Source organism: Kocuria sp. ZOR0020, assembly GCF_000800955.1.
Taxonomy (GTDB): domain Bacteria; phylum Actinomycetota; class Actinomycetes; order Actinomycetales; family Micrococcaceae; genus Kocuria; species Kocuria subflava.
The window spans coordinates 1-23,533 of the sequence record NZ_JROX01000044.1 but is presented as its reverse complement, the minus strand read 5'-3'; the positions used below and the strand labels follow the sequence as shown (position 1 = coordinate 23,533).

Annotated in this window: 23 protein-coding genes, 1 tRNA gene and 1 riboswitch; of the genes, 12 read left to right on the top strand and 12 right to left on the bottom strand. The window is 64.4% G+C overall.

What is annotated here, in order from left to right; all coding sequences use genetic code 11:
• From L979_RS03010 to L979_RS02970, 9 genes are all read right to left on the bottom strand, one after another.
• The coding region (locus L979_RS03010; RefSeq protein ID WP_231559366.1) for an ATP-binding cassette domain-containing protein at positions 1 to 1,169 on the bottom strand (1,169 nt) is incomplete at its 3' end.
• A 113-nt stretch (positions 1,170 to 1,282) separates the two neighbouring features.
• Positions 1,283 to 1,930 carry an ECF transporter S component gene (locus tag L979_RS03005; protein WP_156125342.1) on the bottom strand — a complete coding sequence of 216 codons (648 nt, stop codon included), beginning with the start codon at positions 1,928 to 1,930 and terminating at the stop codon, positions 1,283 to 1,285.
• An 86-nt stretch (positions 1,931 to 2,016) separates the two neighbouring features.
• A riboswitch (TPP riboswitch) is annotated at positions 2,017 to 2,120 on the bottom strand.
• A 116-nt stretch (positions 2,121 to 2,236) separates the two neighbouring features.
• Entirely contained in the window at positions 2,237 to 2,494 is a 258-nt protein-coding gene (locus L979_RS03000; RefSeq protein ID WP_047689030.1) for a DUF4235 domain-containing protein, read from the bottom strand.
• A gap of 34 nt (positions 2,495 to 2,528) precedes the next feature.
• The gene (mnhG, locus tag L979_RS02995) at positions 2,529 to 2,927 is read right to left on the bottom strand and encodes a monovalent cation/H(+) antiporter subunit G (protein WP_052209396.1); all 399 of its coding nucleotides are present in this window, start codon (positions 2,925 to 2,927) and stop codon (positions 2,529 to 2,531) included.
• Between the two features lies 1 nt (position 2,928).
• Positions 2,929 to 3,405 carry a monovalent cation/H+ antiporter complex subunit F gene (locus L979_RS17035; RefSeq protein ID WP_081993655.1) on the bottom strand — a complete coding sequence of 159 codons (477 nt, stop codon included), beginning with the start codon at positions 3,403 to 3,405 and terminating at the stop codon, positions 2,929 to 2,931.
• Entirely contained in the window at positions 3,402 to 4,034 is a 633-nt protein-coding gene (locus tag L979_RS02985; RefSeq protein ID WP_047689027.1) for a Na+/H+ antiporter subunit E, read from the bottom strand. Before L979_RS02985 ends, L979_RS17035 begins: the two co-directional genes overlap by 4 nt.
• Complete coding sequence (locus L979_RS02980; RefSeq protein WP_052209395.1) at positions 4,031 to 5,815, bottom strand: Na+/H+ antiporter subunit D; 1,785 nt, start codon at positions 5,813 to 5,815, stop codon at positions 4,031 to 4,033. Before L979_RS02980 ends, L979_RS02985 begins: the two co-directional genes overlap by 4 nt.
• Entirely contained in the window at positions 5,812 to 6,342 is a 531-nt protein-coding gene (locus L979_RS02975) for a Na(+)/H(+) antiporter subunit C (RefSeq protein WP_047689024.1), read from the bottom strand. The genes L979_RS02980 and L979_RS02975 overlap by 4 nt, the downstream gene beginning before the upstream one ends.
• Positions 6,339 to 9,425: a Na+/H+ antiporter subunit A gene (locus L979_RS02970; protein WP_052209394.1), complete on the bottom strand. Its 3,087-nt coding sequence runs from the start codon at positions 9,423 to 9,425 to the stop codon at positions 6,339 to 6,341. Before L979_RS02970 ends, L979_RS02975 begins: the two co-directional genes overlap by 4 nt.
• A 209-nt stretch (positions 9,426 to 9,634) precedes the next feature.
• Between L979_RS02970 and L979_RS02965 the strand changes: the two genes are divergently transcribed.
• The gene (locus L979_RS02965; protein ID WP_052209398.1) at positions 9,635 to 10,984 is read left to right on the top strand and encodes an MFS transporter; all 1,350 of its coding nucleotides are present in this window, start codon (positions 9,635 to 9,637) and stop codon (positions 10,982 to 10,984) included.
• Between the two features lie 81 nt (positions 10,985 to 11,065).
• On the opposite strand, the gene dcd is transcribed toward L979_RS02965, so the two are convergent.
• A complete protein-coding gene (dcd, locus tag L979_RS02960; RefSeq protein WP_047689036.1) occupies positions 11,066 to 11,641 on the bottom strand; it encodes a dCTP deaminase in 576 nt (191 codons plus the stop codon).
• A gap of 129 nt (positions 11,642 to 11,770) precedes the next feature.
• Here dcd and L979_RS02955 point away from each other — a divergent pair.
• From L979_RS02955 to L979_RS02920, 8 genes are all read left to right on the top strand, one after another.
• Positions 11,771 to 11,844: transfer RNA gene (locus tag L979_RS02955), tRNA-Gly, on the top strand.
• Between the two features lie 126 nt (positions 11,845 to 11,970).
• Positions 11,971 to 12,648, top strand: coding sequence for a trans-aconitate 2-methyltransferase (locus tag L979_RS02950; protein ID WP_157980419.1), 678 nt, complete (start codon positions 11,971 to 11,973; stop codon positions 12,646 to 12,648).
• Positions 12,649 to 12,746: 98 nt separating this feature from the next.
• Positions 12,747 to 13,166 carry an aspartate 1-decarboxylase gene (panD, locus tag L979_RS02945; protein ID WP_047689022.1) on the top strand — a complete coding sequence of 140 codons (420 nt, stop codon included), beginning with the start codon at positions 12,747 to 12,749 and terminating at the stop codon, positions 13,164 to 13,166.
• Between the two features lie 5 nt (positions 13,167 to 13,171).
• A complete protein-coding gene (locus L979_RS02940; protein WP_047689019.1) occupies positions 13,172 to 14,182 on the top strand; it encodes an AEC family transporter in 1,011 nt (336 codons plus the stop codon).
• A gap of 249 nt (positions 14,183 to 14,431) precedes the next feature.
• Complete coding sequence (locus tag L979_RS02935; RefSeq protein WP_052209393.1) at positions 14,432 to 15,751, top strand: extracellular solute-binding protein; 1,320 nt, start codon at positions 14,432 to 14,434, stop codon at positions 15,749 to 15,751.
• Complete coding sequence (locus tag L979_RS02930) at positions 15,748 to 16,701, top strand: carbohydrate ABC transporter permease (RefSeq protein ID WP_047689014.1); 954 nt, start codon at positions 15,748 to 15,750, stop codon at positions 16,699 to 16,701. The genes L979_RS02935 and L979_RS02930 overlap by 4 nt, the downstream gene beginning before the upstream one ends.
• The gene (locus L979_RS02925) at positions 16,701 to 17,540 is read left to right on the top strand and encodes a carbohydrate ABC transporter permease (protein WP_197052056.1); all 840 of its coding nucleotides are present in this window, start codon (positions 16,701 to 16,703) and stop codon (positions 17,538 to 17,540) included. Before L979_RS02930 ends, L979_RS02925 begins: the two co-directional genes overlap by 1 nt.
• A 59-nt stretch (positions 17,541 to 17,599) precedes the next feature.
• The gene (locus tag L979_RS02920) at positions 17,600 to 18,853 is read left to right on the top strand and encodes an ABC transporter ATP-binding protein (protein WP_047689008.1); all 1,254 of its coding nucleotides are present in this window, start codon (positions 17,600 to 17,602) and stop codon (positions 18,851 to 18,853) included.
• A 139-nt stretch (positions 18,854 to 18,992) separates the two neighbouring features.
• Here the strand turns inward: L979_RS02920 and L979_RS02915 are convergent, their stop codons facing one another.
• On the bottom strand, positions 18,993 to 19,655 hold the full coding sequence (locus L979_RS02915; protein ID WP_047689006.1) for a hypothetical protein: 663 nt from the start codon (positions 19,653 to 19,655) through the stop codon (positions 18,993 to 18,995).
• A gap of 145 nt (positions 19,656 to 19,800) precedes the next feature.
• Between L979_RS02915 and L979_RS02910 the strand changes: the two genes are divergently transcribed.
• From L979_RS02910 to L979_RS02900, 3 genes are all read left to right on the top strand, one after another.
• Positions 19,801 to 20,793, top strand: a complete 993-nt coding sequence (locus L979_RS02910) for a hypothetical protein (protein WP_047689033.1) — start codon at positions 19,801 to 19,803, stop codon at positions 20,791 to 20,793.
• A 79-nt stretch (positions 20,794 to 20,872) separates the two neighbouring features.
• Complete coding sequence (locus L979_RS02905) at positions 20,873 to 21,106, top strand: toxin-antitoxin system protein (RefSeq protein ID WP_047689004.1); 234 nt, start codon at positions 20,873 to 20,875, stop codon at positions 21,104 to 21,106.
• A complete protein-coding gene (locus L979_RS02900; protein ID WP_047689002.1) occupies positions 21,103 to 21,459 on the top strand; it encodes a type II toxin-antitoxin system PemK/MazF family toxin in 357 nt (118 codons plus the stop codon). The genes L979_RS02905 and L979_RS02900 overlap by 4 nt, the downstream gene beginning before the upstream one ends.
• A gap of 107 nt (positions 21,460 to 21,566) precedes the next feature.
• Here the strand turns inward: L979_RS02900 and L979_RS02895 are convergent, their stop codons facing one another.
• Entirely contained in the window at positions 21,567 to 23,465 is a 1,899-nt protein-coding gene (locus L979_RS02895) for an NHL domain-containing thioredoxin family protein (RefSeq protein WP_047688999.1), read from the bottom strand.
• Positions 23,466 to 23,533: the final 68 nt, after the last annotated feature.

Sequence of the window (23,533 nt, the reverse complement as noted above, 5' to 3'; positions counted from 1 at the left end):
TCAACGTCCCAGCCGGCCCTCCTGGGGCCTTCAGCCAGTTCGGCGCGCACAGTGTTGGTCAAGAACTGGTGTTCCGGTTCCTGGAACACCGTGCCGATCCGGGTCAACAGTTCCGGGCCTGACCATGCGGATGGATCCGTGACAGCCCCGCGCGCCAATGCGGGTTCCGCCGTGACAGTTCCCCCAGCCGGCACCAGCAGGCCGGCAAGAGTCAGAGCCAGCGTGGACTTGCCCGCCCCGTTGACCCCAGTGACAGCCGTGGCGCCACCGCGGCGAATGGTGAAATCAACGGGTTCGGCAACGGGGGTTGCGGCCACCGCATGGTGGGGCACGGTGCGGGAGGCACGGATTCGACGTCGTCGTTGGGCCAGGGCGCGGGAGGAAGGTTGGTGGCGGGAGACTTCAAGGCCCCGCAGGCTCAGCAGCGCTTCCGGCGGGGCAGCATCCGGGCAACCGCCATGCGTGGTTGATGCCGTGGCCGCACCTGGTGAAGGCACGGACCGTCCAGGAAGCCACACCCCCTGCCGGATCAAGGACTCGCGCAGGTCAGGGTTGCCCAAGATCTGCTCCGGGGTGCCGTCATGCTCCACGCCGTACGGGCCCAGAACCAGAACCCGGTCCACCAGATCCGCCCAAACCTCTGTGCGGTGCTCCACCACCAGCATGGTGGCCCCCGTGGTGGCCACCACCGATTCCACCGCGGCGCGCACGGTGCGTACCCCTTCAGGATCCAGGTTGGCGGTTGGCTCATCCAGCAGCAGCAGCTCCGGCTGCATGGCCGTGACACCGGCCAGGGCCAGGCGCTGCTGCTGGCCACCGGAGAGCGCATCCGTCTGCCGGTCCAGCGCCACGTCCAGGCCCACGGCATCCAGGGAGCTGCCCACCCGCTGCCAGATCTGATCCACTCCCACAGCCAGGTTCTCCGGGCCGAAGGCGGTGTCATCCCCCACGCGTGCCAGCACGATCCCGGATTCAGGATCTTGCTGCAGCAAGCCCGTGACGGTCCGGCGCTGATCGGCCTCCACCCCGTTCACCAGCAACTGGCCGCTGGGTCCTGAGATCCCCGCACCCTCCACACCGGTGGCGGAAGCATCCTGCGGACCGGCCTCCAGCACCCCGCTGAGCGCATGGAGCAACGTGGACTTCCCCACGCCACTGGGCCCAACCACCAGCACTTTCTCCCCCGGTTCAACGCTGAAAGTCAGCCCCGCAGGGGTTGGGTGGGTGCGGCCAGGGTGATGCCAGGAGAAGTTCCGAACGGTGAGTTCAGCACCGCTCACCGTCAACGCCCCGAGGACAGTGCGGAGAGCACACCCGTGGAACGCAGAGCCCGGGTCAGGGCCCACATGAGAATCCCGGCAATCACCGCGCCCGAGACGGTGGCGAAGACGACGTACACGCTCTGATGAGCCAGCGGCCATTCGTAGTAGTAGATGATGCACTCGGAGACACTGCCGAACAGACCCGCCAGCGCTCCGGCCGCAGTGGCCACCAACGGGCCGAATCGGCGGTAACCGGTGGTGGCAAAGATCAGTTCGGCGCCCAAGCCCTGAATGGCACCGGAAACCAGCACCAGCATCCCGAAATGGGTTCCCAACAGCGCCTGGAACACCGCAGCCAACAGCTCACAGACCACCGCTGCACCTGGTTTGCGGATGATCAGCCCACCCAGGGTGCCGGCAATCAACCAGCCACCCATCATGAGCCCCGAGGCCGGCGGGTAGGCCACCGCCGCGCTGGTGATCAGGGGGTAGACCAGATTGGACCAGGCCCAGAAGATCACACCGCAGGCGGCCGCAAGGACCGCCAGCACCACGATGTCCACCACCCGCCATTGCAGACGGGATCGACCGGGCCCCGTGCCGCGCGCCCCGGCGGCTGCGCTGGGACCGGCTGTATCAGAGGTCACTGACGTGGTGGTCTTGTTCATGGGATTCCTCCTGGTCCGTGGCGGGCACCGGCCGCCTGGTGCGTTCAGGAGGGGGAGGCGACCTGGGCTGGTCACAAGCTCCAGGCACCTCGAGATACTCGACTCCCTATCGCCGGTACTAACCGGATCAGGTTCGAGGGTCTGCGGTTTCCCGCACTCTCAGCGCTCACGCGCTCCCCTGTCGTTGCAGTGCACCCACACTATAGCAAGCACACCACGACGCCGAAGCCCCAGTGGCTTGCCCACAGCTCAGCTGAGCGTGTGGGGGGCCACCGGGGCTCCGGCGTCGTTGGTGTGAGGTGGTGCTCAGGCGTCGATCTGGTCGCCGTCGCCCTGCATCTTGGCCACCTGACGGGTCACGGCCACCTTGATCACGGTGGTCACCACGCCGGTGATGACGGCCCACAGGAGGATGTCAGCCCAGCGCTCCTCCGGATCCGGGTTCTTGGCCGGGGGCTCGTTGCCGGTGATCTTGCCCCACACGGCGGTGAGACCCTTGTTGGCCACGGTCACGCCGGCCATGGAAGCAGCAGTGCCCACCAGACCCAAAACTTTGTCGTTCATGCTCTCTCCTTCAACGGGATTGTTCGTCTCAACCCTAGCGTGACTGGACGTCGGGATCGTCAGCAATCTGCTCAACGCGGGTTTCCACGGGAGTGTTGCCCTTGAGTGCCAAGGCCAGTTCGTCCTTGGTGACGCCCTCCTCTTTGACGTGCTTGCTGCGGTAGCTGGCCCGGCCCACCATGTGGGCGTTGACCGGGGCCGTGAGCAACATGAACACCCAGCCCAGCATGGCCAAGGGGAACAACTCCCAGGCCCGGTTCATGATCACCACGGCCAGCAGCACACACAGCAGCCCCAGCACCTGCGGCTTGGTGGCCGCGTGCATCCGGGTCAGTACGTCCGGCAGTCGCACCAGGCCCAATCCGGCGGCAAAGGACATCAGACATCCCACCAACAGCAGGATGGAACCGATCACATCCAGGACAAGATCCATCTCAGCGTCCCCCCTCACCGGCGTTGGAATCATCCGACCCAGCAGCAGCCTGTCCGTGGGAACTGGTGCCGACCGACGGTCCGGTGGCTGCCTCCCGCGCGGTCTGCGGGGAATGGATGATGGTGATCTCCCCGGTGCCGGTCCCGGGCTCATTGCCTCGCGACGGCGCCTCGGCGTCCTCCCACTCGGAGCGGCTGCGCCCGGCATCCGGGTGCTGGGACGGACGGGTCTGCACAAAACGCGCAAAGGTCACGGAAGCCAGGAAGCCCACCAAGGAGATCATCACAGTCAACGTCAGGTAGTCCGTGTTCTTCTGCCAGATCATGTCCACGCACACCGCGGCCGCCACAATGGCCAACAGGACGTCACTGGCCAGCACACGATCCAAAAGTGCCGGGCCCTTGACCAAGCGGTAGAGCACACCTGCTGCGGCACCGGCCAGCAGCACAACGGCCAGCAGCAACACAATCGAGTTCATGACCGGTCTCCTGACTGCTCGGGTGCATGCAGCACCGCCATGGGGTTCTTCTTGCCCAGGCGCTCGTCCTCGGCGTGCAGCGCAGCCAGTTCGTGCTCATTGCCCATGGTGCGGATCCATGCGGCCTCCGTGTCCAGAACCACCTGGCGGAAGGACTCCACCTCGGCCTCGTTCTTGACGTTGAGCACGTGGAAGAACAATGTGCCGGTGGAACGGTCCACCTCGATCAGCACCGAACCCGGGATCAGGCCCGTGGTGTTGGCAACCGCCGTGACCAGCAGGTCGTTGCCGGTGCGCAACTGCACCCCCACAATGGCGCTGCGGACGTTGGGGCCTTCCTTGATGGCCACCCACAGCACCTGGAAGCTGGCCTTGGTCACCTGGTAGATGAAGGTGATGCCCATGACCAGGCCGTGGAAGATGTTGAACCGGTGGGACAGGGTCACCGGCGGCAGTGCCATGACCCGGGTGACCAACAGCGCGAGTATCACACCCACCGTCAGGTTGGTGATGTTGAACTCGCCCCACAAGATCGCCCACACGGCCACCAACCACAGGATCAGCGGAATCTCCACGATGAACCGGTGATTGCGGCGGCGAACCTTGTCCTGTGCAGTTGCACCGCTCATGGCGCCTCCTCCGTTGCAGCTCCGGACGGTTCAGGGCTGGCGGTGTTCCCGGGGTAGATGTCCACCTGCAACCCTTCCTGCTCACCATTGCCGTACTGCGTACCACCGGGCAGTCCGGTGCCACCGGTTGAGCCGGCGTCGCCGTCATCTGCACCGTTCTCCACAGCACCGCCCGGCTGGCCCTCCGCGCCGAACACGGCTTGCACGTAGGCCTCCGGGTTGGTCAGGTTCTCCGCGGCGTTGTCAGCCACGGCAAACAGCGGCCCAGCGAACACCGTCAGGGCCACACCCACCACCACCAGGCCGGTGGTGGGCCACACCATCAGACGCGGCAGCAGGCTCACATTCTGCGCCGGATCCCCGTTGCGGCTGGTCACGGTCTGGTGCGCGCCGGCTCCCCAGTGGCCCTCACGGGTGGTGGCCAGCAGGACGGGGTCGGGGAAATCGGCGTCATCCGCGGTGCGCAGGAACACGCGGTTCCACACACGCATCATGGCGATCAAGGTCAGCAGAGAGGCCAGCACGGCACCAGCGATCACCACGTAGGTCTGCCAGGTGGCCACGTCAACGCCGGCCTGGAACAGCCCGATCTTGCCCAGGAACCCGGAGAACGGCGGGATGCCGCCCAGATTCAGGGCAGGGATCATGTAGAGCAGGGCGAGCACAGGAGCCAACCTCGCCATGCCACCCAGGCGATCCGTGTTGGTGGACCCGCCGCGGCGCTCGATCAATCCCGCCACCAGGAACAGGCTGGTCTGGATGATGATGTGGTGAGCCACGTAGTACACCACGGCGGAATAGGCAGCGGTGGTGCCCACGGCAATGCCAAAGATCATGTAACCGATGTGACTGACCAACGTGAAGGACAACATACGTTTGATGTCGATCTGGGCCAGTGCACCCAGGATGCCCACCACCATGGTCAGCAAGGAGACCCACATCAGCAGCGTGTTGATCCGGTCCGCCGTGAACAACAAGGTCTGCGTACGGATGATCGCGTACACGCCCACCTTGGTCAACAGACCCGCAAACACTGCCGTGACGGGGGCCGAGGCCGTGGGGTAGGAGTCCGGCAGCCAGAAGGACAGCGGGAACACGGCGGCCTTGATGCCAAAGGCCACCAGCAGCATCAGGTGCAACTGCATCTGCGTTCCGGCCGGAAGCTCCGCGAGTTTGATGGAGAGATCCGCCATATTCACGGTGCCCGTGGCGGCATAGATCATGCCGATGGCAATCAGGAACAGCACCGAAGAGATGATGGAAACCACCACGTAGGTCACACCGGCACGGATTCGCTGTGTGGTGCCACCCATGGTCATCAGCACGTAAGAGGCCACCAGGAAGATCTCAAAACCCACGTACAGGTTGAACAGGTCCCCCGCCAGGAAGGCGTTGGAAACACCTGCCACCAGGATCAGGAACGTGGGGTAGAAGATGGAAATGGGGCCTTCGGCATCACCATCGGCCACACCCTGACCCGTGGCGTAGATCAGCACCGGCAGGGACACGATGGTGGAAACCACCAGCATCACGGCAGAAAGCTGATCCACCATCAGCACGATCCCGAACGGCGCCTCCCATCCGCCCAGGTTCACCGAGGTGGGTGGGGCGTCCCAGGTCTTGGCCAGGACCAGGACCTCCACCACCAAGGACAACGCCAACGCGCCGATGGCCACCACGCGCTGCATCCGGTTGCGGTGGAAAAGCACCAAGGACAGGGCCGCGCCCACGAACGGGACGATGATGGCCAACGGGGCCAGCTGAGCAATGTCGATCGTCATCGCTGTCCTCCGTCCCGGTCGTTGTTCTCACGGTCATGCTTCTGCGATTGCGCCCACTCCACCTCACGCTGGTGGCGCAACTCACTTTCACGTTCGTTGGCCTCGAGTTGTTCGTCGTCGAACTCGGAGGAGTCCTCCGGCAGTTCGGCGTCTTCCTCGTCGATGAAGGAGGACTGCGTGGCCACGCGGCGGTCTTCGTCGTCGTCAGCGATCACGTCACGGCGGGAGAGCACCCAGGAGCGGTAGATCAGACCCAGCAGGAAGGCCGTGACGGCCAGGCCGATCACAATGGCCGTGAGCACCAACGCCTGTGGCAACGGGTCCGTGTAGTCCTGGGGGTCCACATCCGATGAATACAGCGGCGCCAACCCGGGCATTCCGGCAGCGTGGACGATCAGCAGGTTGGTGGCGTTGGTCAGCAACATGACGCCCAACAGCACCCGGGTCAGGGAGCGTTCCAGCACCAGGTACACGCCCACGGTGTACAGCACACCCATGACCACCAGCAGAGTCAGATTGACGCTCATCGTGCGGAGTCCTCCTCTGCCAGTTCAACCGGTTCTTCCCGGGTCACGGTCACCGTCCCGGTGGCACCGGCATCCGAAGCCGGGCCGCGGGTCACACGAATCCGCGCACCCTTTCCTTGGGCACGACGACGACGCCGCATGATTTCGTCCTCATGCTGCTCATCCACATGACCGCCCAGCGACCGCAGAATGTCCAGGACCAGGCCGATCACGATCAGGTACACCCCGATGTCAAAGATCACGGAGGTCACCACGTAGGTGTGGCCGTACAGCGGCAGATCTGCGGCCAGGGTGTAGCTCTGCATGATCGATCCGCCGAAGAACACGGGCACCACGGCGTAGAGGCAGCAGATGGCCAGGCCCAGGCCCAGCATGGTGCCGGCGTTGATGGGGGTGGCACGTTCCAGTTCGTAGCGTCCACCGGCCAGGTAACGCAGGGTCAGCGCCAGACCGGCCGTGAGTCCTGCGGCAAAGCCACCACCGGCGAGGTTGTGGCCTGCAATCAGCAGGTACAGGGAGACCAGCATGATCGTGTGGAAAAGCAGTCGGGTGATGACTTCCAGGACGATCGAACGGATCTCCGGTGCAACGGTCTTGCCGGCCAGGATGTAGGGGCTGGAGGGCTCCACGCTGAAGTTACGCGCGGAGCGGTACCCGTCAGGGCCCAGGGCCTGGGTGGCTCGGTTCTGGATCTTCTCCAACTGCGCGGTGTCCGGGGCAACGGCACGGCGCACCATGCGGTCGCCACGGCCCTGGACAAACAGCAGGGAGGCAACGCCGGTGGCGGCCACCACCACCACGGTGAGCTCACCGAACGTGTCCCAGGCTCGGATGTCCACCAGGATCACGTTGACCACGTTGGCGCCGTTGCCCAGTTCATATGCCATTTCCGGCATGTTCAGGGAGATCGGGGACGCGGTCCGGGAGGCCATGGAGAAGGCTGCCAGCAGCATCATGAACACGCCAAAGGTGACGGCCACAATGGCCCGCGGCACCCGCGAACGGTCCTTGGTGCCGTGCCACACAGGTGCCGGCAGGGAACGCAGTGCCAACACGATGGCCACCAGCGCAATGGTCTCCACCAGCATCTGGGTCAACGCCAGGTCCGGGGCACCCTGCAGGGCAAAGATCAGCACCATGCCAAAGCCGGTCACGGAGACCAGGAGCACGGCCAGGAAGCGCTTCTGCACCTTGATCACCGCCAGTGCTGCCACCACCATGATGGCTCCGGCAATCACCTGGCCCCAGGAATCAGCCACTCGCATGGCACCCAGCGGCGGGGTCTCCTCCAGGAACAGTGCGACCACCGGCACCACGATTGCGGTCACCAGGATCACGGAGAGGTAGAAGCTCAGCGAACCACGCTGAGTGCTGCCCGTGACCTTGACGGCCAAGCGGTCCAATCCGTCGATCACACCGCGGTAGACCCGCTCACCGGCAGGCAGGTGCGGCAGCGCATTCTGGAATTTGGCCACGGGGATCCGCAACCAGAACAGCACCAGACCGATCACCAGGACGCCGGCGGAGAGCCCCAGGGCCGGAGTGAGACCGTGCCACCACGCAAGGTAGGTGGTGGTTTCGCCGTCGAAGGTGTTGACCCAAGGCGTCAGGAAGGTCTCCACCGGTCCGGGGTACAAGCCGTAAGCAATGGTGACCACGGTCAACACGGCTGCCGGAGCTTGGAAGGCCCAGGAGACGCTGTGGGTGGGGGTGCGCACCGGACGGCCGTCGGCACCCACGGGAAGGTCGGCGAATTCGCTGCGCTTGGTGGCGAATGCGCCCCAGACGAATCGGGAGCTGTAGGCCACGGTGAGGATCGATCCCAGCAGCACACCCACCAGGCGGATCCAGGAGGCCGGATCCCCGTCGACCTCCACGGCGTGCAGCAGCCCCTCCAGGACGGATTCCTTGGCCACGAATCCGCCCAGCAGCGGGAACCCTGCCATGGAGGCGGCACCGATCAGGGCGATCACGAACAAGCCCTTCATGGGCCGGTACAGCCCGGAAAGCTTGCGGACGTCACGGCTACCGGTCTCGTGGTCAATGATGCCGACCACCAGGAACAGGGTGGCCTTGAAGCAACCGTGGGCCAGCATGAGAGCCAGACCCGCCAGAGCGGCGTCGGCAGTTCCCTGCCCCAGGATCAGGATCAGGAAGCCCAACTGGCTGACGGTGCCGTAGGCCAGGATGAGCTTGAGGTCGTACTGACGCAGCGCCACCCAACCGCCAAAGAGCATGGTGCCCAGGCCCAAGATGATGATCATGGGCTGCCAGCCATCGGTCTGCGCGTACTCGGGGGCAAAGCGCGTCACAATGAACACGCCCGCCTTGACCATGGCGGCGGCGTGCAGATAGGCGGAGACCGGGGTGGGGGCTGCCATGGCGGCCGGCAGCCAGAAGTGGAACGGGATCAGGGCAGATTTGGTGACAGCGCCCACCAGAATCAGCGCCATGGCCACGGAGATCATGGCCTCGTGCTCGGCGATGATCTGCGGCGCATTGGCCAGCAGCTCGGAGATTCGGTACGTCCCGCCCAGCTGCCCCAACATGACCACGCCCACCAGCATGGTCAAGCCACCGGCAGTGGTGATCACCAAGGCCTGTATGGCGGCACGGCGGGCAGACATACGGGTGCGTGCGTAGCTGATGAGCAGGAAGGAGAGCACGGAGGTGATCTCCCAGAAGATGAACATCAGCATCAGGTCATCTGAGGTGACCAGGCCGAACATCACACCGGCAAAAGCCACCAGCTGGGCACCAAAACCTCCGGTGTCCGGGGAGTCCGGGGAGAAGTAGCGGGCGCAGTAGGCCAGCACCAGGCTGCCCACACCCAACACCAGCAGGGAGGTGGCCCAGGCCAGCGCGTCCATGCGGAAGGCAAGTTCAAGCTCCAGTGCAGGCACCCAGTTGACCAGCTGCGTGGGGTCCTGACCGTCGCGGACGGCAGGCCATTGCAGGAGCAGCCAGATGAAGGAGACCCCGGGGACGGCTGCCAACAGGTAAAAGGCGTTACGGCCGATGCGCGGGAAGATCAGGGGTGCCAGCAGCGCCGCCAGAGCATGGGCGATTAGCACTGCGAACATGGCACCTCCGAGGCCGACACGTACGCGGGAGATTGGTCTTCAAGGGTGTCAGCCCTGCCGCGCCAAGAATGAGAACATGTCCACCCGCTGGTGACGTGGGGGAATGTTGGGGGCGCGATCGGGCCGGAGACAATCCTATCAAGGCTTATGACAGGCCATTCGGGCCGGGTGCTGTCCAACTGTGATGCACAGCACCTTAATCTATGGGTATGAGCACCACGGCCGCCCCTCCGGCCTCCCACACACCGGGCACCACAGCGCCGCGCAGGACCCTTGTGGCCTGGTATTTCTACGATGTCGCGATCTCCGTGATCGACGCCCTCATGATCACGTTCGTGTTCACCACGTATCTGACCAGTTCAGCTTTCGGCACCACCGAGCACACCTCCCAGGTGCTGTCCATCGGCACGGCCACCGCGGCTGTCTCCATCGCCCTGTTCGCCCCGCTGATCGGGCGACTTTCGGACCGCAGCGGGCGCCGCGCCCCCACCATTGCAGTCCTCACCGGGGTCTGCGTGCTGGCCACGGCGGCCTGCTTTTTCGTTGCCCCGGCCGAACAGTTCTTGCTGTTGGGCGTGATTCTTCTCTCGGCAGCCAACGCTGCCAAGGAGCTGGCTGCCGTGGACTACTACGCGGTCCTCCCTGGCTTGGCCTCAGCCGGGCGCGTGGGCCGGATCAGCGGCCGCGGCTGGGCCGCTGGTTACATCGGCTCGATCCTGGCCACAGCCTTTGTTCTGTTCGGTTTTGTCTCCCCCGGATTCGTGGGCCTGCCAACGGACGACGCCGTCAACGTGCGTGCCGTCGCCCTGTTCTGCGCCGCCTGGTGTGCAGTGTTCGCCGTACCGCTGATGCTCTCCCTGCACCGCCGCGAGCGCATGCTGGCACCACGGGTCGCCGAGACTTCCAACGCGCCGGGACTCTTGGGCCCGTACCGGGAGATCTGGGCCATGGTGAAGGATCTGTGGCACACGGACCGCACCGCCCTGTTCTTCCTGATGGCATCTGCGGTGTTCCGGGACGGCCTGTCCGGGATCTTCACCTTTGGGGGTGTGATTGCTGCAGGCACTTTTGGTTTCACGCTGGCAGAGGTGATGACCTTTGCCATCGCGGGGAATCTGGCCGCCGGCCTGGGGGCACTCCTGGGTGGCCAGTTGGATGACCGGGTTGGGCCCAAAGCCGTGATCGTGGGAGCCCTGATCTGGGTGATCGCCTTTGCCCTGCCGCTGTTGTTCCTGGACGGGCACACCGTGTTCTGGGTCTGTGGGCTGGCACTGTGCCTTGCCGTGGGCCCGGCACAGGCTTCTTCCCGGGCCTATCTGGCGCGTCTGACCACTGCCGGAACGGAGGGTTCTCTGTACGGCCTCTACGCCACCACAGGCCGGGCGGTCAGCTTCTTGGCCCCGGCCTTGTTCACCGTGGCCATCTACATCTCCGGGGAGCAACGGTGGGGAATCTTGGGGATCGTCACCGTGGTGGTGTTGGGCCTGTTCATGCTGTTGCCACTGCCGGACCCGCGTCGTCGTGACGTGAAACCGGCGCTCGACCCCACCCTCCCCTGAGTCACCACCGTCGAGATCTCCGTAAAGACCCTCCCAAGAGCCGAAAAAGGGCTTCTCGGAGGTCTCGGCGTGTAAGGGGGATCAGATCTGCGTGCGGTGGAAGTTCAAGTGGGAGCGTGAGGCCGTGGGGCCACGCTGGCCCTGGTATCGGTTCTTGTGATCGCCGGTTCCGTACGGGTATTCAGCAGGTGAGGACAATCGGAAAAAGCACAGCTGCCCCACCTTGGACCCGGGCCACAACTTGATGGGCAGCGTGGCCATGTTGGACAGCTCCAACGTGACGTGCCCGGAGAACCCGGGGTCGATGAACCCGGCCGTTGAATGGGTCAACAATCCCAACCGCCCCAGGGATGACTTGCCCTCCAGTCGGGCGGCGACGTCGTCGGGAAGCGTGACCTTCTCATACGTGGCTCCCAGCACGAACTCCCCCGGGTGCAGAACAAATGGTTCATGGGGGTCCACCTCCACCAGGCGCGTGAGATCCGGCTGGTCCTCGGCAGGGTCGATCACGGCGTACTTGTGGTTGTCGAACAACCGGAAGAACCGGTCCAGGCGCACGTCAATACTGGACGGCTGAATCATCTCCGGCAGATACGGGTCCAGTTCAACCCGCCCGGCCTCCAGTTCAGCGCGAATGTCACTATCAGAGAGCAGCACGTAGGCCACGCTAGCGCACCACCGTTGACTCATGGCTGACCGGTACCTGCGCAAGTTGACGCCGTTGTGACAAGCTCACTACAGTCAGGCAGTGCGCTGTTGGAGATTTGAGGCTCCCACATACAACTTGCGGCTGTAGCTCAATGGTAGAGCGCACGCTTCCCAAGCCTGATACGCGGGTTCGATTCCCGTCAGCCGCTCCACTTCTGAAATCGCCCGTGGCCGTTGATCCGCCTGCGGGCGATTTTGCGTCTGAGCGGACTGCGCAACCGCAGCCTGCCATCACAAGAGCTGTCGCCGGCCCCGCGGCAGCTGGAATGGAGAGCAGCGTGCAGCACAGTGAAGTAGGTGGCCCCCAAACGCACCCCTTGTCACCCAAGGGTGCACCGGCCGACCGGTTGATCACCCTGTGGGAGTCCGTGGTGGAGCGTGACCCTGAGCATTCCACGCGCTACATCGAACGTTTCCAGAAGATGCGTGAGGCCGGGACCGACCTTCACGGTGAAGCCCGGTTCATCGATGCTCTGACACCCCGTGGGAGCCAGATTCTGGATGCAGGCTGCGGCCCCGGCCGAATCGGCGGCGAGCTCATACGCCGCGGTCATCAGGTGGTTGGCGTGGACGTTGATCCCGTGCTGATCGGTGCCGCCGAGCAGGACCACCCGGATGGCACGTGGCTGCACGGGGATCTTGCCCACTTGAACCTGCTGGAGCCGCTGGAGCAAGCCAAGGGTGTTCACGGGTTCGATGCCATTGTGTGCGCGGGCAACGTCATGACGTTCCTGGCCGCAGGCACCCACCGCACCGTTCTGGAGGGTTTCAGGGACCACCTCACCCCGGAGGGCCGCGCCGTGGTGGGGTTCGGCACCAACCGCGGCTACGATCCTCAGCAGTTCTTATACGACGCCGAATCGGCCGGATTCACCACCATTCAACGGTTTACCACCTGGGAGATGCACCCCTACCGCCGGGACAGCGACTTCCTGGTGGCAGTGCTGAACCTCTGACCGTCTCCTGCGCCCCACCCACTCCCGTCAACATTCTTCTGGACCCTGCGGCAATATTCATCTGGCCCCTGCGGCCACAGCACTTTTACGGAGGCGCCATGCTGCGCACCATGTTCACCGGCAAGATCCACCGCGCCACCGTGACCCACGCGGACCTGGACTACGTGGGTTCGGTGACCGTTGACCTGGATCTGCTGGATGCAGCCAACATCCTGCCCGGTCAGCAGGTTCAAATCGTGGACGTCACCAACGGTGCACGCCTGGAGACCTACACCATTGCCGGTGTGCGCGGCTCAGGGGTCATCGGCATCAACGGTGCCGCAGCACATCTGGTCCATCCCGGTGACACCGTGATCCTGATTGCCTACGCCCAGATGGACGATGCCGAAGCCCGCGCCCACGTTCCCCACGTGGTGCACGTGGATTCGCACAACCGCGCGGTGCACCTGGGTGATGACCCGGCAGAGGCGATTCTGGACGACGTCCGTACACCTGCCGGCGCCATCACCGGCAGCTAACACCGGTGGCAGGGGTTCTGGCCGGATTCGCGGTCATCTGGTCCATCATCCTGGTGGGGGTCCTGGTGGGACGCTGCGGTGTGCTGGGCGATGGTGCGCAGCGCACCTTGAGCCAGTTCGCCTTCTGGGTGGCCTCCCCCTGTCTGCTGTTCCTCACGGTCTCCCAAGCGCAGATCGCCGTGATCCTCTCCGCACCGTTGGTGGTGGCCATGGTGTCGGCATGGGCCACGGCGGTCCTGTGGTGGGTGATCCATGGGAGCTACCGGTGGTCACGTCGTCGTCGCGCACCGGGGCGGGCCGGCCGCCCCTGCCCCACGGCGCGGGATGGTGTGGTGATTCATGACGACGAACACCGCCCCGGCGTGGGGCAGATCGTGATGTCCGGTCAGGCCGCCTCCCAGGTCAACTCCGCCAATCTGGGGATCCCACTGACCACGTTTGTGCTGGGAGATGCCTCCTACGTGGTGCCGGTGATCCTGTTCCAGTTGGCCATCAACACCCCGGTGTACCTGACCATCATGGACGTGGCGGTGCTGGGGCGCCGGCCCAACATCGGCTCCATCCTGCGTTCCGTGGTCACCAACCCCATGGTCATGGGCTCCTTGCTGGGAGTGCTGTTCTCCGCCACCGGGTGGCAACTGCCAGAAATCGCCCTGCAACCCGTCGAGTTGATTGCCGGTGCAGCCATCCCGTGCATGCTGGCGGCCTTCGGCATGTCCTTGACCCAACACAAGCCACTTGAGGGGACAAGATCGCACCAGGCCCAAGTGGCGCTGCTGAGTGCCCTCAAGCTCCTGGTCATGCCCACACTCGCGTGGTTGTGCGGCCTGGCCTTGGGGTTGGAGGGGACAGCACTGTTCGGAGTGGTCCTGATGGCCTCCCTGCCGACGGCACAGAATGTTTATGTTGCGTCCGTGCGTTACAGAACCGCAGAACCTGTGACGCGAGATGTCGTGCTGGTGACCTCCGTGGTGGCCATGCTGACCATGGCCGTGGTGGCACTCGTTCTGGCGTGACACGTCACTATTCGGGCTGGTCACGACCAGTCAGAGCGACTGCACTCGACTGAATCCTGCGCATCTGTCGGCGCGGCACGAACCGACGAACGCCCTAGCACCAAGGCTTGACATAAACGAAACCCTGGATGACGCCTGGGAGACAGCTCGGAAACAAGTGTTTCTCGATTGTGTTGAACTTCACACAGCGGAGTACCCTGGCTCACTGTCAGAGGACTGTCCGAGGTTTTACGGGGAATTCCTCTGCGCATGACAACAACGGAGGAACTCGTGACAGCTAAACCCCACAGGCGCGCGCTTCGCGCGGTTGCGGTGGCCGCAGTCGGCGCATTCGTGATGGCAGGATGCGCATCCGACGACGGCGGACCAGCCCAACTGACGTGGTACATCAACCCCGATGCCGGAGGACAGGCTGAGCTCGCTCAGCAGTGCTCCGAGGCTTCCGGTGGCGAGTACAACATTCAAACATCGCTGCTTCCCCGCGATGCAGCCAGCCAACGTGAGCAGCTGGCTCGCCGCCTGGCAGCCGGGGACAGCACCATGGACATCATGAGCCTGGACCCGCCGTTCATCCCCGAACTGGCTGAGCCCGGCTTCCTGGCCATGCCTCCCTCGGACCTGGTGGACGAGACCACCGGCGACACCCTGGTAGGTGCTGCTGCCGGTGCGCAGTGGAACGACGAATACGTGACCATCCCGTTCTGGGCCAACACGCAGCTGTTGTTCTACCGCAAGTCCGTGGCCGAGGCAGCTGGTCTGGACATGTCCCAGCCTGTGACATGGCAGGAAATCATGGATGCCGCCGAATCCCAGGACAAATACCTGGGCGTTCAGGGCATCCAGGCTGAATCCATGACCGTGTGGGTCAACGGCCTGGTGGAATCCGCCGGTGGATCAATCATCGAGGGCGACGCCGCCAGCGTGGACACCCTGGAAGTCAACCTCGACTCCGATGCAGGCCGAAAGGCTGCCGAGATCGTGGGCGGCATTGGCGAGAAGGGCCTGGGCGGCCCCGGCATCTCCTCCCAGGACGAGAACGCCGCCATGGGTCAGTTCCAGGGGGACAAGGGTTCCTTCATGGTGAACTGGCCGTTCATCTACTCGGCAACGGCTGCCTCCGTGGAGGAGGGCTCCGTGGACCAGTCCGTGCTGGATGACATCGGATGGACCACCTGGCCCCGAGTTGACGAGGACACCGAGTCCGCTCCCCCGCTGGGTGGCATCAACCTGGGTGTGGGCGCCGACTCCGAGCACCAGGAAGAAGCCTGGGACGCCATCAAGTGCATTGTGAGCCCGGAGAACCAGGCTCAGTACATGGTGACCAACGGCAACCCGGCATCGTCTGCCGCCGCCTATGAGGACGCTGACGTTCAGGAAGCCTTCCCCATGTACGGCACCATCCGGGACTCCCTGGACATTGCGGCACCACGTCCGCAGACCCCGTACTACAGCGAGGTCTCCTCCGGCATCCAGCAGAACTGGACGCCCATCTACGAGGTCAACGAGGACACTCCCGCCGCCTCGGATGAGTTCATCATGTCCGTGCTGAAGGGAGAGTCGCTGCTGTGAGCACCGTCGCCGAACAGTCCCCCACACGCCGGGGGAACAAAGAAAACAAGGCTCCCATCTCTGACCGCACCCGCGCCGAGCGCCGCCTCGGCTGGATGCTGGCAGGGCCCGCCTTCCTGGTCATGTTGCTGGTCACCATGTACCCGATCGTGCAGGCGCTGTGGGACTCCATGTTCAACTACCGTCTGACGGCACCCGGGGACCGTTCCTTCGTGTTCCTCCAGAACTACATGACCGTGCTCTCTGACGGCGTGTTCTGGTCCGCCCTGGCCGTGACCCTGTTGATTACCGTGGTGACCGTGGCCATTGAGCTGGTGCTCGGTTTCGCACTGGCACTGGTCATGAACAGCGTCATCAAGACCTTCCGCGGTGTGGTCCGTACCGCCATCCTGGTGCCCTACGGCATCATCACGGTGGTCTCCGCCTTCGCCTGGTTCTACGCCTTCGACATCAACACCGGCTACGTCAACAACTGGTTCGGTTGGTTGCCGGGGATCGGTTCGGACTTCAACTGGTTCGGCCAGCAGTGGTCCGCACTGTTCGTGATCATGGCTTCCGAGATCTGGAAGACCACCCCGTTCATCTCCCTGCTCCTGCTGGCCGGTCTGGCTCAGGTTCCGGGTGAGCTGAATGAGGCCGCCAAGGTGGATGGTGCCGGGTGGTGGCAGCGGATGTACAAGGTCACCCTGCCCTCCATGAAGGCCGCCATCATGGTTGCGGTTGTGTTCCGCGCCCTGGATGCCTTCCGCATCTTCGACAACGTTTTCATCATGACCAACGGTCAGTACGGCACGGAGACGCTCTCCCTGCTGGCCTACCGCACCTCCATCACGCGCTTGGAGATCGGCCTCGGTTCTGCCGTGTCCGTGATCCTGTTCCTGTGCGTGCTGCTGATCGCCTTCACCGCGATCAAGGTGTTCAAGGTCGATCTGGCAGGAGGTAAGGGCTGATGTCCACCAAGCAGAAACTCGGTTGGGCGATCGCAATCGTCGTCGTCCTGATCTGGAGCCTTTTCCCGGTCGTCTCGATCCTGGCCAACTCCCTGAAGCCCGCCAGTGAATTCGCCGGCGGTGGCGGCAGCTTCCTGCCCAAGAGCTACACGTGGGAGAACTACCAGATGATTTTCACGGGCGGCGCCCGTGATCTGTTCCTGCCGGCCCTGCGCAACTCGATCGGCATCACGCTGATCGCTACCGCAGTGGCCGTGGTGCTGGCCACCCTGTGTGCCTACGCGATTGCTCGCCTGGACTTCCCCGGCAAGCGGATCATCCTGATCACCGCGTTGGCCGTGTCCATGTTCCCGGTGGTCTCCATCGTGACCCCGTTGTTCAACGTGTGGCGCCAGATCGGTCTCTACGACACCTGGTTGGGTTTGATCCTTCCGTACCTGTCCCTGACGCTTCCGATCTCCATCTGGACCCTTGCTGCGTTCTTCCAGCAGATCCCGTGGGATCTTGAGCGCGCAGCCCAGGTGGATGGTGCAACCTCCTTCCAGGCCTTCCGCAAGGTGATCGTGCCCCTGGCAGCACCCGGTGTGTTCACCACGGCGATCATCGCGTTCTTCATCGCCTGGAACGACTTTGTGTTCGGCATCGGTTTGACCTCGACCAGCGCAGCGCGCCCGGTCCCGGCAGCCCTTGCCTTCTTCACCGGCGCCTCGCAGTTCGAGGACCCGGCCGGTGCCATCTCCGCCGCAGCGATCATCGTGACCATCCCGGTCATCATCCTGGTGCTGGCCTTCCAGCGTCAGATCGTTGCCGGCCTGACCCAGGGTGCGGTCAAGGGCTGATCGGCCCCGCTCACCCCCTGACTGACACCTCACTTTGAGTCTTTGAGAGGCATTGCAAAATGGCATCCATCACAATGAACAACCTCGTCAAGAAGTACGACGACGGTTTCCCTGCGGTCAACGACGTCTCGATCGACATTGCTGACGGCGAGTTCCTGATCCTGGTCGGCCCGTCCGGCTGCGGTAAGTCCACGCTGCTGCGCATGGTGGTCGGCCTGGAGGACATCACCTCCGGTGACCTGCTGATTGACGGCAACCGCGTGAACGAGAAGGAACCGCGTCAGCGCAACCTGTCCATGGTGTTCCAGAACTACGCGCTCTACCCGTTCCTGACGGTGTACGAGAACATTGCGTTCCCGCTGCGTCTGGCCAAGGGCAAGTTCTCCGATGACGAGATCGACAAGAAGGTCCGCAACGCAGCCGAGCTGCTGGACCTCAACGATCACCTGGAGCGCAAGCCCGGCAACCTCTCCGGTGGTCAGCGCCAGCGTGTGGCCATGGGCCGTGCGATCGTGCGGGACGCCGACGCGTTCCTGTTCGACGAGCCCCTGTCCAACCTGGACGCCAAGCTGCGTGGCCAGATGCGCACCGAAATCGCGCAGCTGCAGCGCCGCCTGGGCATCACTTCCCTGTACGTGACCCACGACCAGACCGAGGCCATGACCTTGGGCGACCGTGTGGCCGTGTTGAAGAAGGGCCGTTTGCAGCAGATCGCCTCCCCGCGTGAGCTCTACGAGCAGCCGGCAAACCTGTTCGTGGCAGGCTTCATCGGAGCCCCGTCCATGAACTTCCTGCCGGCCCGTCGTGACGGCAACACCTTCCACACCCCGATCGGTGACATCCCGGTTCCGGAGCACGCTCAGGGCCGGTTGGACTCGGCAGGCGAGCTGCTGATCCTGGGTGTCCGCCCGGAGCACTTCGCGGATGCCCGCGACGTCCAGGACACCCCCTGGGCCGCCAAGGGTGCCACGTTCGAGGCCGAGCTGACCCACACCGAGTGGTTGGGCAACCAGCAGTACGGTTACGTCCGCTACGAGCAGGACCAGGACATCAAGGCCAAGCTGGATGAACTGGCCAAGGACCTGGACGCGGACGAAATGCCCGCCCAGGTGGTTGTGGAGTTGGACGCTTCCTCCCGCATCCGCGGTGGCAGCAACGCCAACCTGTGGGTGAACACCCGCAAGATGCACGTGTTCGACCCGGAGACCGGTCTGAACCTGACCCGTGACGAGGAAGCCGGAGCCGAGTTGACCCGCGAGGCCAACGAGGAGCGCAAGGCAGAGATCGAGCGCCTGCAGCGCCACGAGTCCTGATCAGACTCCTCACACCATGAAGGCGCCCATCCGGGTCATCCGGGTGGGCGCCTTCATGGTGTGCTCCATGCGCAAGCTGGTGGCAGTTCGGTCCGTCATCAGCCTCTGATGGCGTACCGAACTGCCACCAGCTTTGCTCTCACGCGTTCCAGGCCAGCCAATACACGGCAGCAACGATGCCGATCAGCACGGCACCGGTGAAAACGGACTTGATCCACGGGTAGCGCATCAAGGGCGTGACCAGCTTGGGCCACCGGTTCCCCAGTGCCTTGGGCTCAACGCGTTGGAACTGGGTGGTGGGCACACCCAAGTAGGTGGCCAGCTCCTGCATGGACCTGAGATCCCACACGGTTCCGTCCAGGCGGAACAGGTTGCGACCGTCGTCGTCGACCAGCCACAGGAAGGGCCTTGCCAAGCCGCGCTTAGCGGCCTTGCCGCCACGTTTGCTCCCCTGCCCGGGCCGCTCCAGGGATTCAACGACGACCGCCCCGCGCACCTTCTCCCGTACTGCGTTGCGGAAACCGATCCCGCGTGAGCCCAGGACGTGGGAGGAGGTGACCGCCACGGTGTTGGGACGCAACCACACCCAGCACAGGGCGATGCAGACCAACACCACCACCACGATGATCGCGGAGATGGCCGGTGCCGGGCGGCGCATCCACAGCATGACCAGACAGAGAACCCCCAGGACAGCCGCCGGGAAGCACGCCAGGATCCGCCTTCCCATGGAGGTGATGCGCGGGTGCCACACCTGGCGGACCTGACCGAATCGTCCAGGGATGTGACGGATGTTGTCGGCCACGAATGGGCTCCTCGGTTCGGTGCAATGCTGCAGGAGGCGGTGGCGACCGGCAGGCTCAACCGCCGCGTCGTCGGGCAGGTTAGACCCTAGCAACAGGGGCGTCACCAACAAGGAGCGGGAGGCAAGTTCCGCTACCGTGGTGCGGATGGAACGCAATGATCGGGTGAGCCGGGCGCTGATGGTCTGGCTGTTCATGGTGCTGTTGGCCGTGGCGGCCGCCTGGGTCACGATTTCGCTGGTCAACGAATACATGTACGGCCCGGAGACGGACGTGCGTTCCTACTTCAACCACCTGGAGGACGGTGACGGCGCCCGTGCCCTGGGTGCCATCAACGGACAGGTACCTGATGGCACGGATGCCACGCTGTTGGATGGTGATGCCCTGAAGCAGGCCACGGAGACCTTGGAGGATGTCCGGATCTCCACCATCTCCCAGGACTCTGAGGGTGCCGTGGTCCGCGCCGAATACACCCTGGCCGGTGAGCAGCACTCCACGGACTACAACCTGCACCCGGCGCAAACCCAGTGGGGCTTCTTCACCGTCTGGGCCTTCGATGAAACGCCCCTGCCCACGCTCACCGTGTCCATGCCCGGTGTGACCAGTGCGGACATCAACGGCACCTCCGCCGCCCTGCCGGGCTCCCAGCAGGAGTTCGCGGCGCTGTCCCCCGGGATCTACACGGCCTCCTACAACTCCGAGTACGTCGACGCCCAGCCGCAGTCGGTGGCACTGACCTCCGCTGACCAGGACGAGTCCGTGACCTTGGAGCCATCCGCCTCACAGGCCATGAAGGACCAGGTTCAGCAGTCCATCAGCGCGGATCTCAAGACCTGCACGGATCAGCAGAGCCTTTACCCGTCAGGCTGCCCGTTCTCCTATGAGTTCGACGGCCGGGTGCAGGGCACCCCCACGTGGAAGATCGTGGAGAAGCCGGAACCCTCCATCTCCGTTTCAGCAGGCTCCGCCGACTCCTCCCGCGGCTGGTCCTTGTCCCCCGCCAACGGTGTTGCCGAGGTCAGCTTCACGTCCCTGGACCTCTACGACGGCTCCACGGAGGAGGTCACCGAGCGCGTGCCCTTCACCTATGACGCAGAGCTTGGTTTCGACGACGCCGGTGCGGTGACCGTATCCCGCTGATTCCGGTCTCGGCCCGGGCTACATGTTGGTCCCGGTGACCCACTTCCACACCGGTATACGCACAGGTATATTCGATGGCATGGCCACCACCATCAAAGTCTCGGAAGATCTGCGCGACCGGCTCAACCGTGATGCACGTGCCCGCGGGATGACCGCGGCAGGATTCATCGAATCGTTGCTGGACGGTCACGACCGCCGACGTCGCATGGAGGCCTTCGGACGCTCCTTCCGGCAGGCGGAGTCAACCTACTGGGATGAATTCCAGGCCTGGGACGTCATCACGGACAGCACCGATCACTCATCGACCTCATGACGCGGTCTGCCTCAGAGCTGCACCGAGGTCAGGTGGTCTGGGCCGAGCTGGACCCGGTTCGCGGCCGGGAACAAGCTGGTCGTCGCCCAGCCCTGGTGATCGCCAGTGATCTCTTCCTGCAACAGGCCCACACCTTGGCGGTGATCGTCCCGGCTTCCACCACGGATCGCGGCTGGCCCAACCACGTGTTGCTGCGCGGTCCTGACCTCATCCTGGACCGACCCACGTTCGCCATGACGGAGCAGCCCAGGACCGTCAGCCGCGAGCGTCTGGTGGGAATGGCAGGCACGGTGGATCGCTCCTGCATGCGTGAGGTCGACATGTGGTTACGGGATTTCCTGGCCCTGTACTGAACACACATGACCCGCTGATTCCGGCCTCCACCCGGCCAACGCGTTTGTCCCGCATCAACGCTTGATGCGGGACGAACGCTGCCCCTCGGCGGTCCGTGGCGGTGCCCTCAGTTCAGGCCGCGCAGCTCCAGGGTCAGCTGGTCCTCAGCACCTTCGGTCACGGTGAACGGGATGCCCCAGTCCTGCTGGTAGAGATGGCAGGCCGCGTGATCCGGGATCTGCCCGCCGGGCTCACCGTCGCAGGCGGCAGCGCGAGCCGTGATGTGCAGAACACCCTCCGTGACGCCTTCGGCCAGCACCAGTTGGCGCTGCAGACCCTGAGCGGTCCCATCACCGCTGACCAGCGCCTCTGCCGGTGAGGTGGAGATCTTCAGCTGGGTGGGATCCCCCCACCGGTCATCCAGCTTCTGACCTGCCGGTGCGGCAAAGCGGACATCGATCAGCAGTTGACCCGGTGCCACCGGGGTGCGCTGACGTTGGGAGACGGATGCTCCCTCATCCACGGCTTCCAGAGCCTGCGCAGGTACGGGAACGCGGACCAGGCGGTGCTGGTTGGTTTCCACCACGATCAGCACGGGAGTCTCAGCCGTGAGGTCCAGCAGGAGATCTGATGGTTCCTCCAGTCCGCGGGTCAGCGTGGACAGGTTCCCCGCACCGGGTTCCCACCGGCGGATGGCGCCGTTGTAGGTGTCCGCCACCGCCACCGAGCCATCCGGCAGTGGGGCAACACCCAGCGGATGCTGGAGGCGAGCGTTTTGGGAGTCCCCGTCACGGAAACCGAAATCATACAGACCAAGCCCCACGGCTGAGTCCACGGAGGAAACGGCGCCATCAGCAACGCGCAGTGCCCGCAGGGCCGAGGACTCGGAGTCCGCCATCCACACGGAACCGTCCGAGGACTGCGCCAAACCCGAGGTCTGGGCAAACCATGCCTCCCGAGCCGAACCATCCAGCAGGCCCTCATCACCGGTTCCGGCCAGCACGGACAACACACCGGTGCGTGGGTCAAAGCCGAAGATCTGGTGGGTTCCAGCCATGGCGATGATCAATTGGTCCGTGGCCTCCGACCACAGGACATCCCACGGCGAGGACAGCGCAACATCAGTGGGCTGGGCCTGGGGATCGATGAAGTCGGGATCCACACCCTGCGCTCGCGCCGAGTCCAACAGCCGCTGGACGCCGTTTCCGGCCAGGGTGCTCACCTCACCGGTGCTCAGGTTCAGCCCACGCAGACGGTGATTGACCGTGTCAGCCACCACGACGTCGCAACCCACCTGCTCGCGCACCTGCGCCGGGAGCAGGGCGAGCCCACGGGGTTCGTTGAACTCGGCGGCGGTGGGGCCGCCGTCGTGATGGCCCTTGGTACCGGCACCGAAAGTGGCGCGGACGGTGGTCAGGTCCTCCTCCATCTGGACCAGACGATGGTGGCCGGTGTCAGCCACCAGAACGCTGTGGTCCTCCAGGAGAATGGCCTTCTCCGGGAAGCGGAGGTCACCCTCCGGCTGGGGGCGGGGCACGTACGGGCCGTCCCCGCGGTGCAAGGTGCCGTTGGCCTGGTGTTTGGCCACCAACTCCTCAACCAGGGAGACCAGGCCCTGGACATGACCTTCTCCGGAGAGGTGCGCCACGATGTAGCCCTCCGGGTCCACCACCACCAACGTGGGCCAGGCGCGGGCCGTGAACGCATCCCACGTGCCCAGTTCGGGATCATCCAGCACCGGGTGGTGGATTTCGTAACGGTCCACGGCCGCGGCCAGGGCGTCCGGATCGGCCTCGTGTTCAAACTTTGGCGAGTGGACTCCCACCGTCACCAGAACGTCCTTGTACTGCTCCTCCAACGGACGCAACTCATCCAACACGTGCAGGCAGTTGATGCAGCAGAAGGACCAGAAGTCCAGAATCACGATCTTGCCGCGCAGCTTTTGCCAATCCAGGGACTCGCCGCCCGTGTTGAGCCAGGTGCGCCCCGTCAGTTCGGAGGCGCGCACGCGCGAGATGGTGCTCATGGTGATCCCTTTCGATCTTGGTGGCTGGTACTGCAACTGACGGCTGGTACTGCAACTGACGGCTGGTA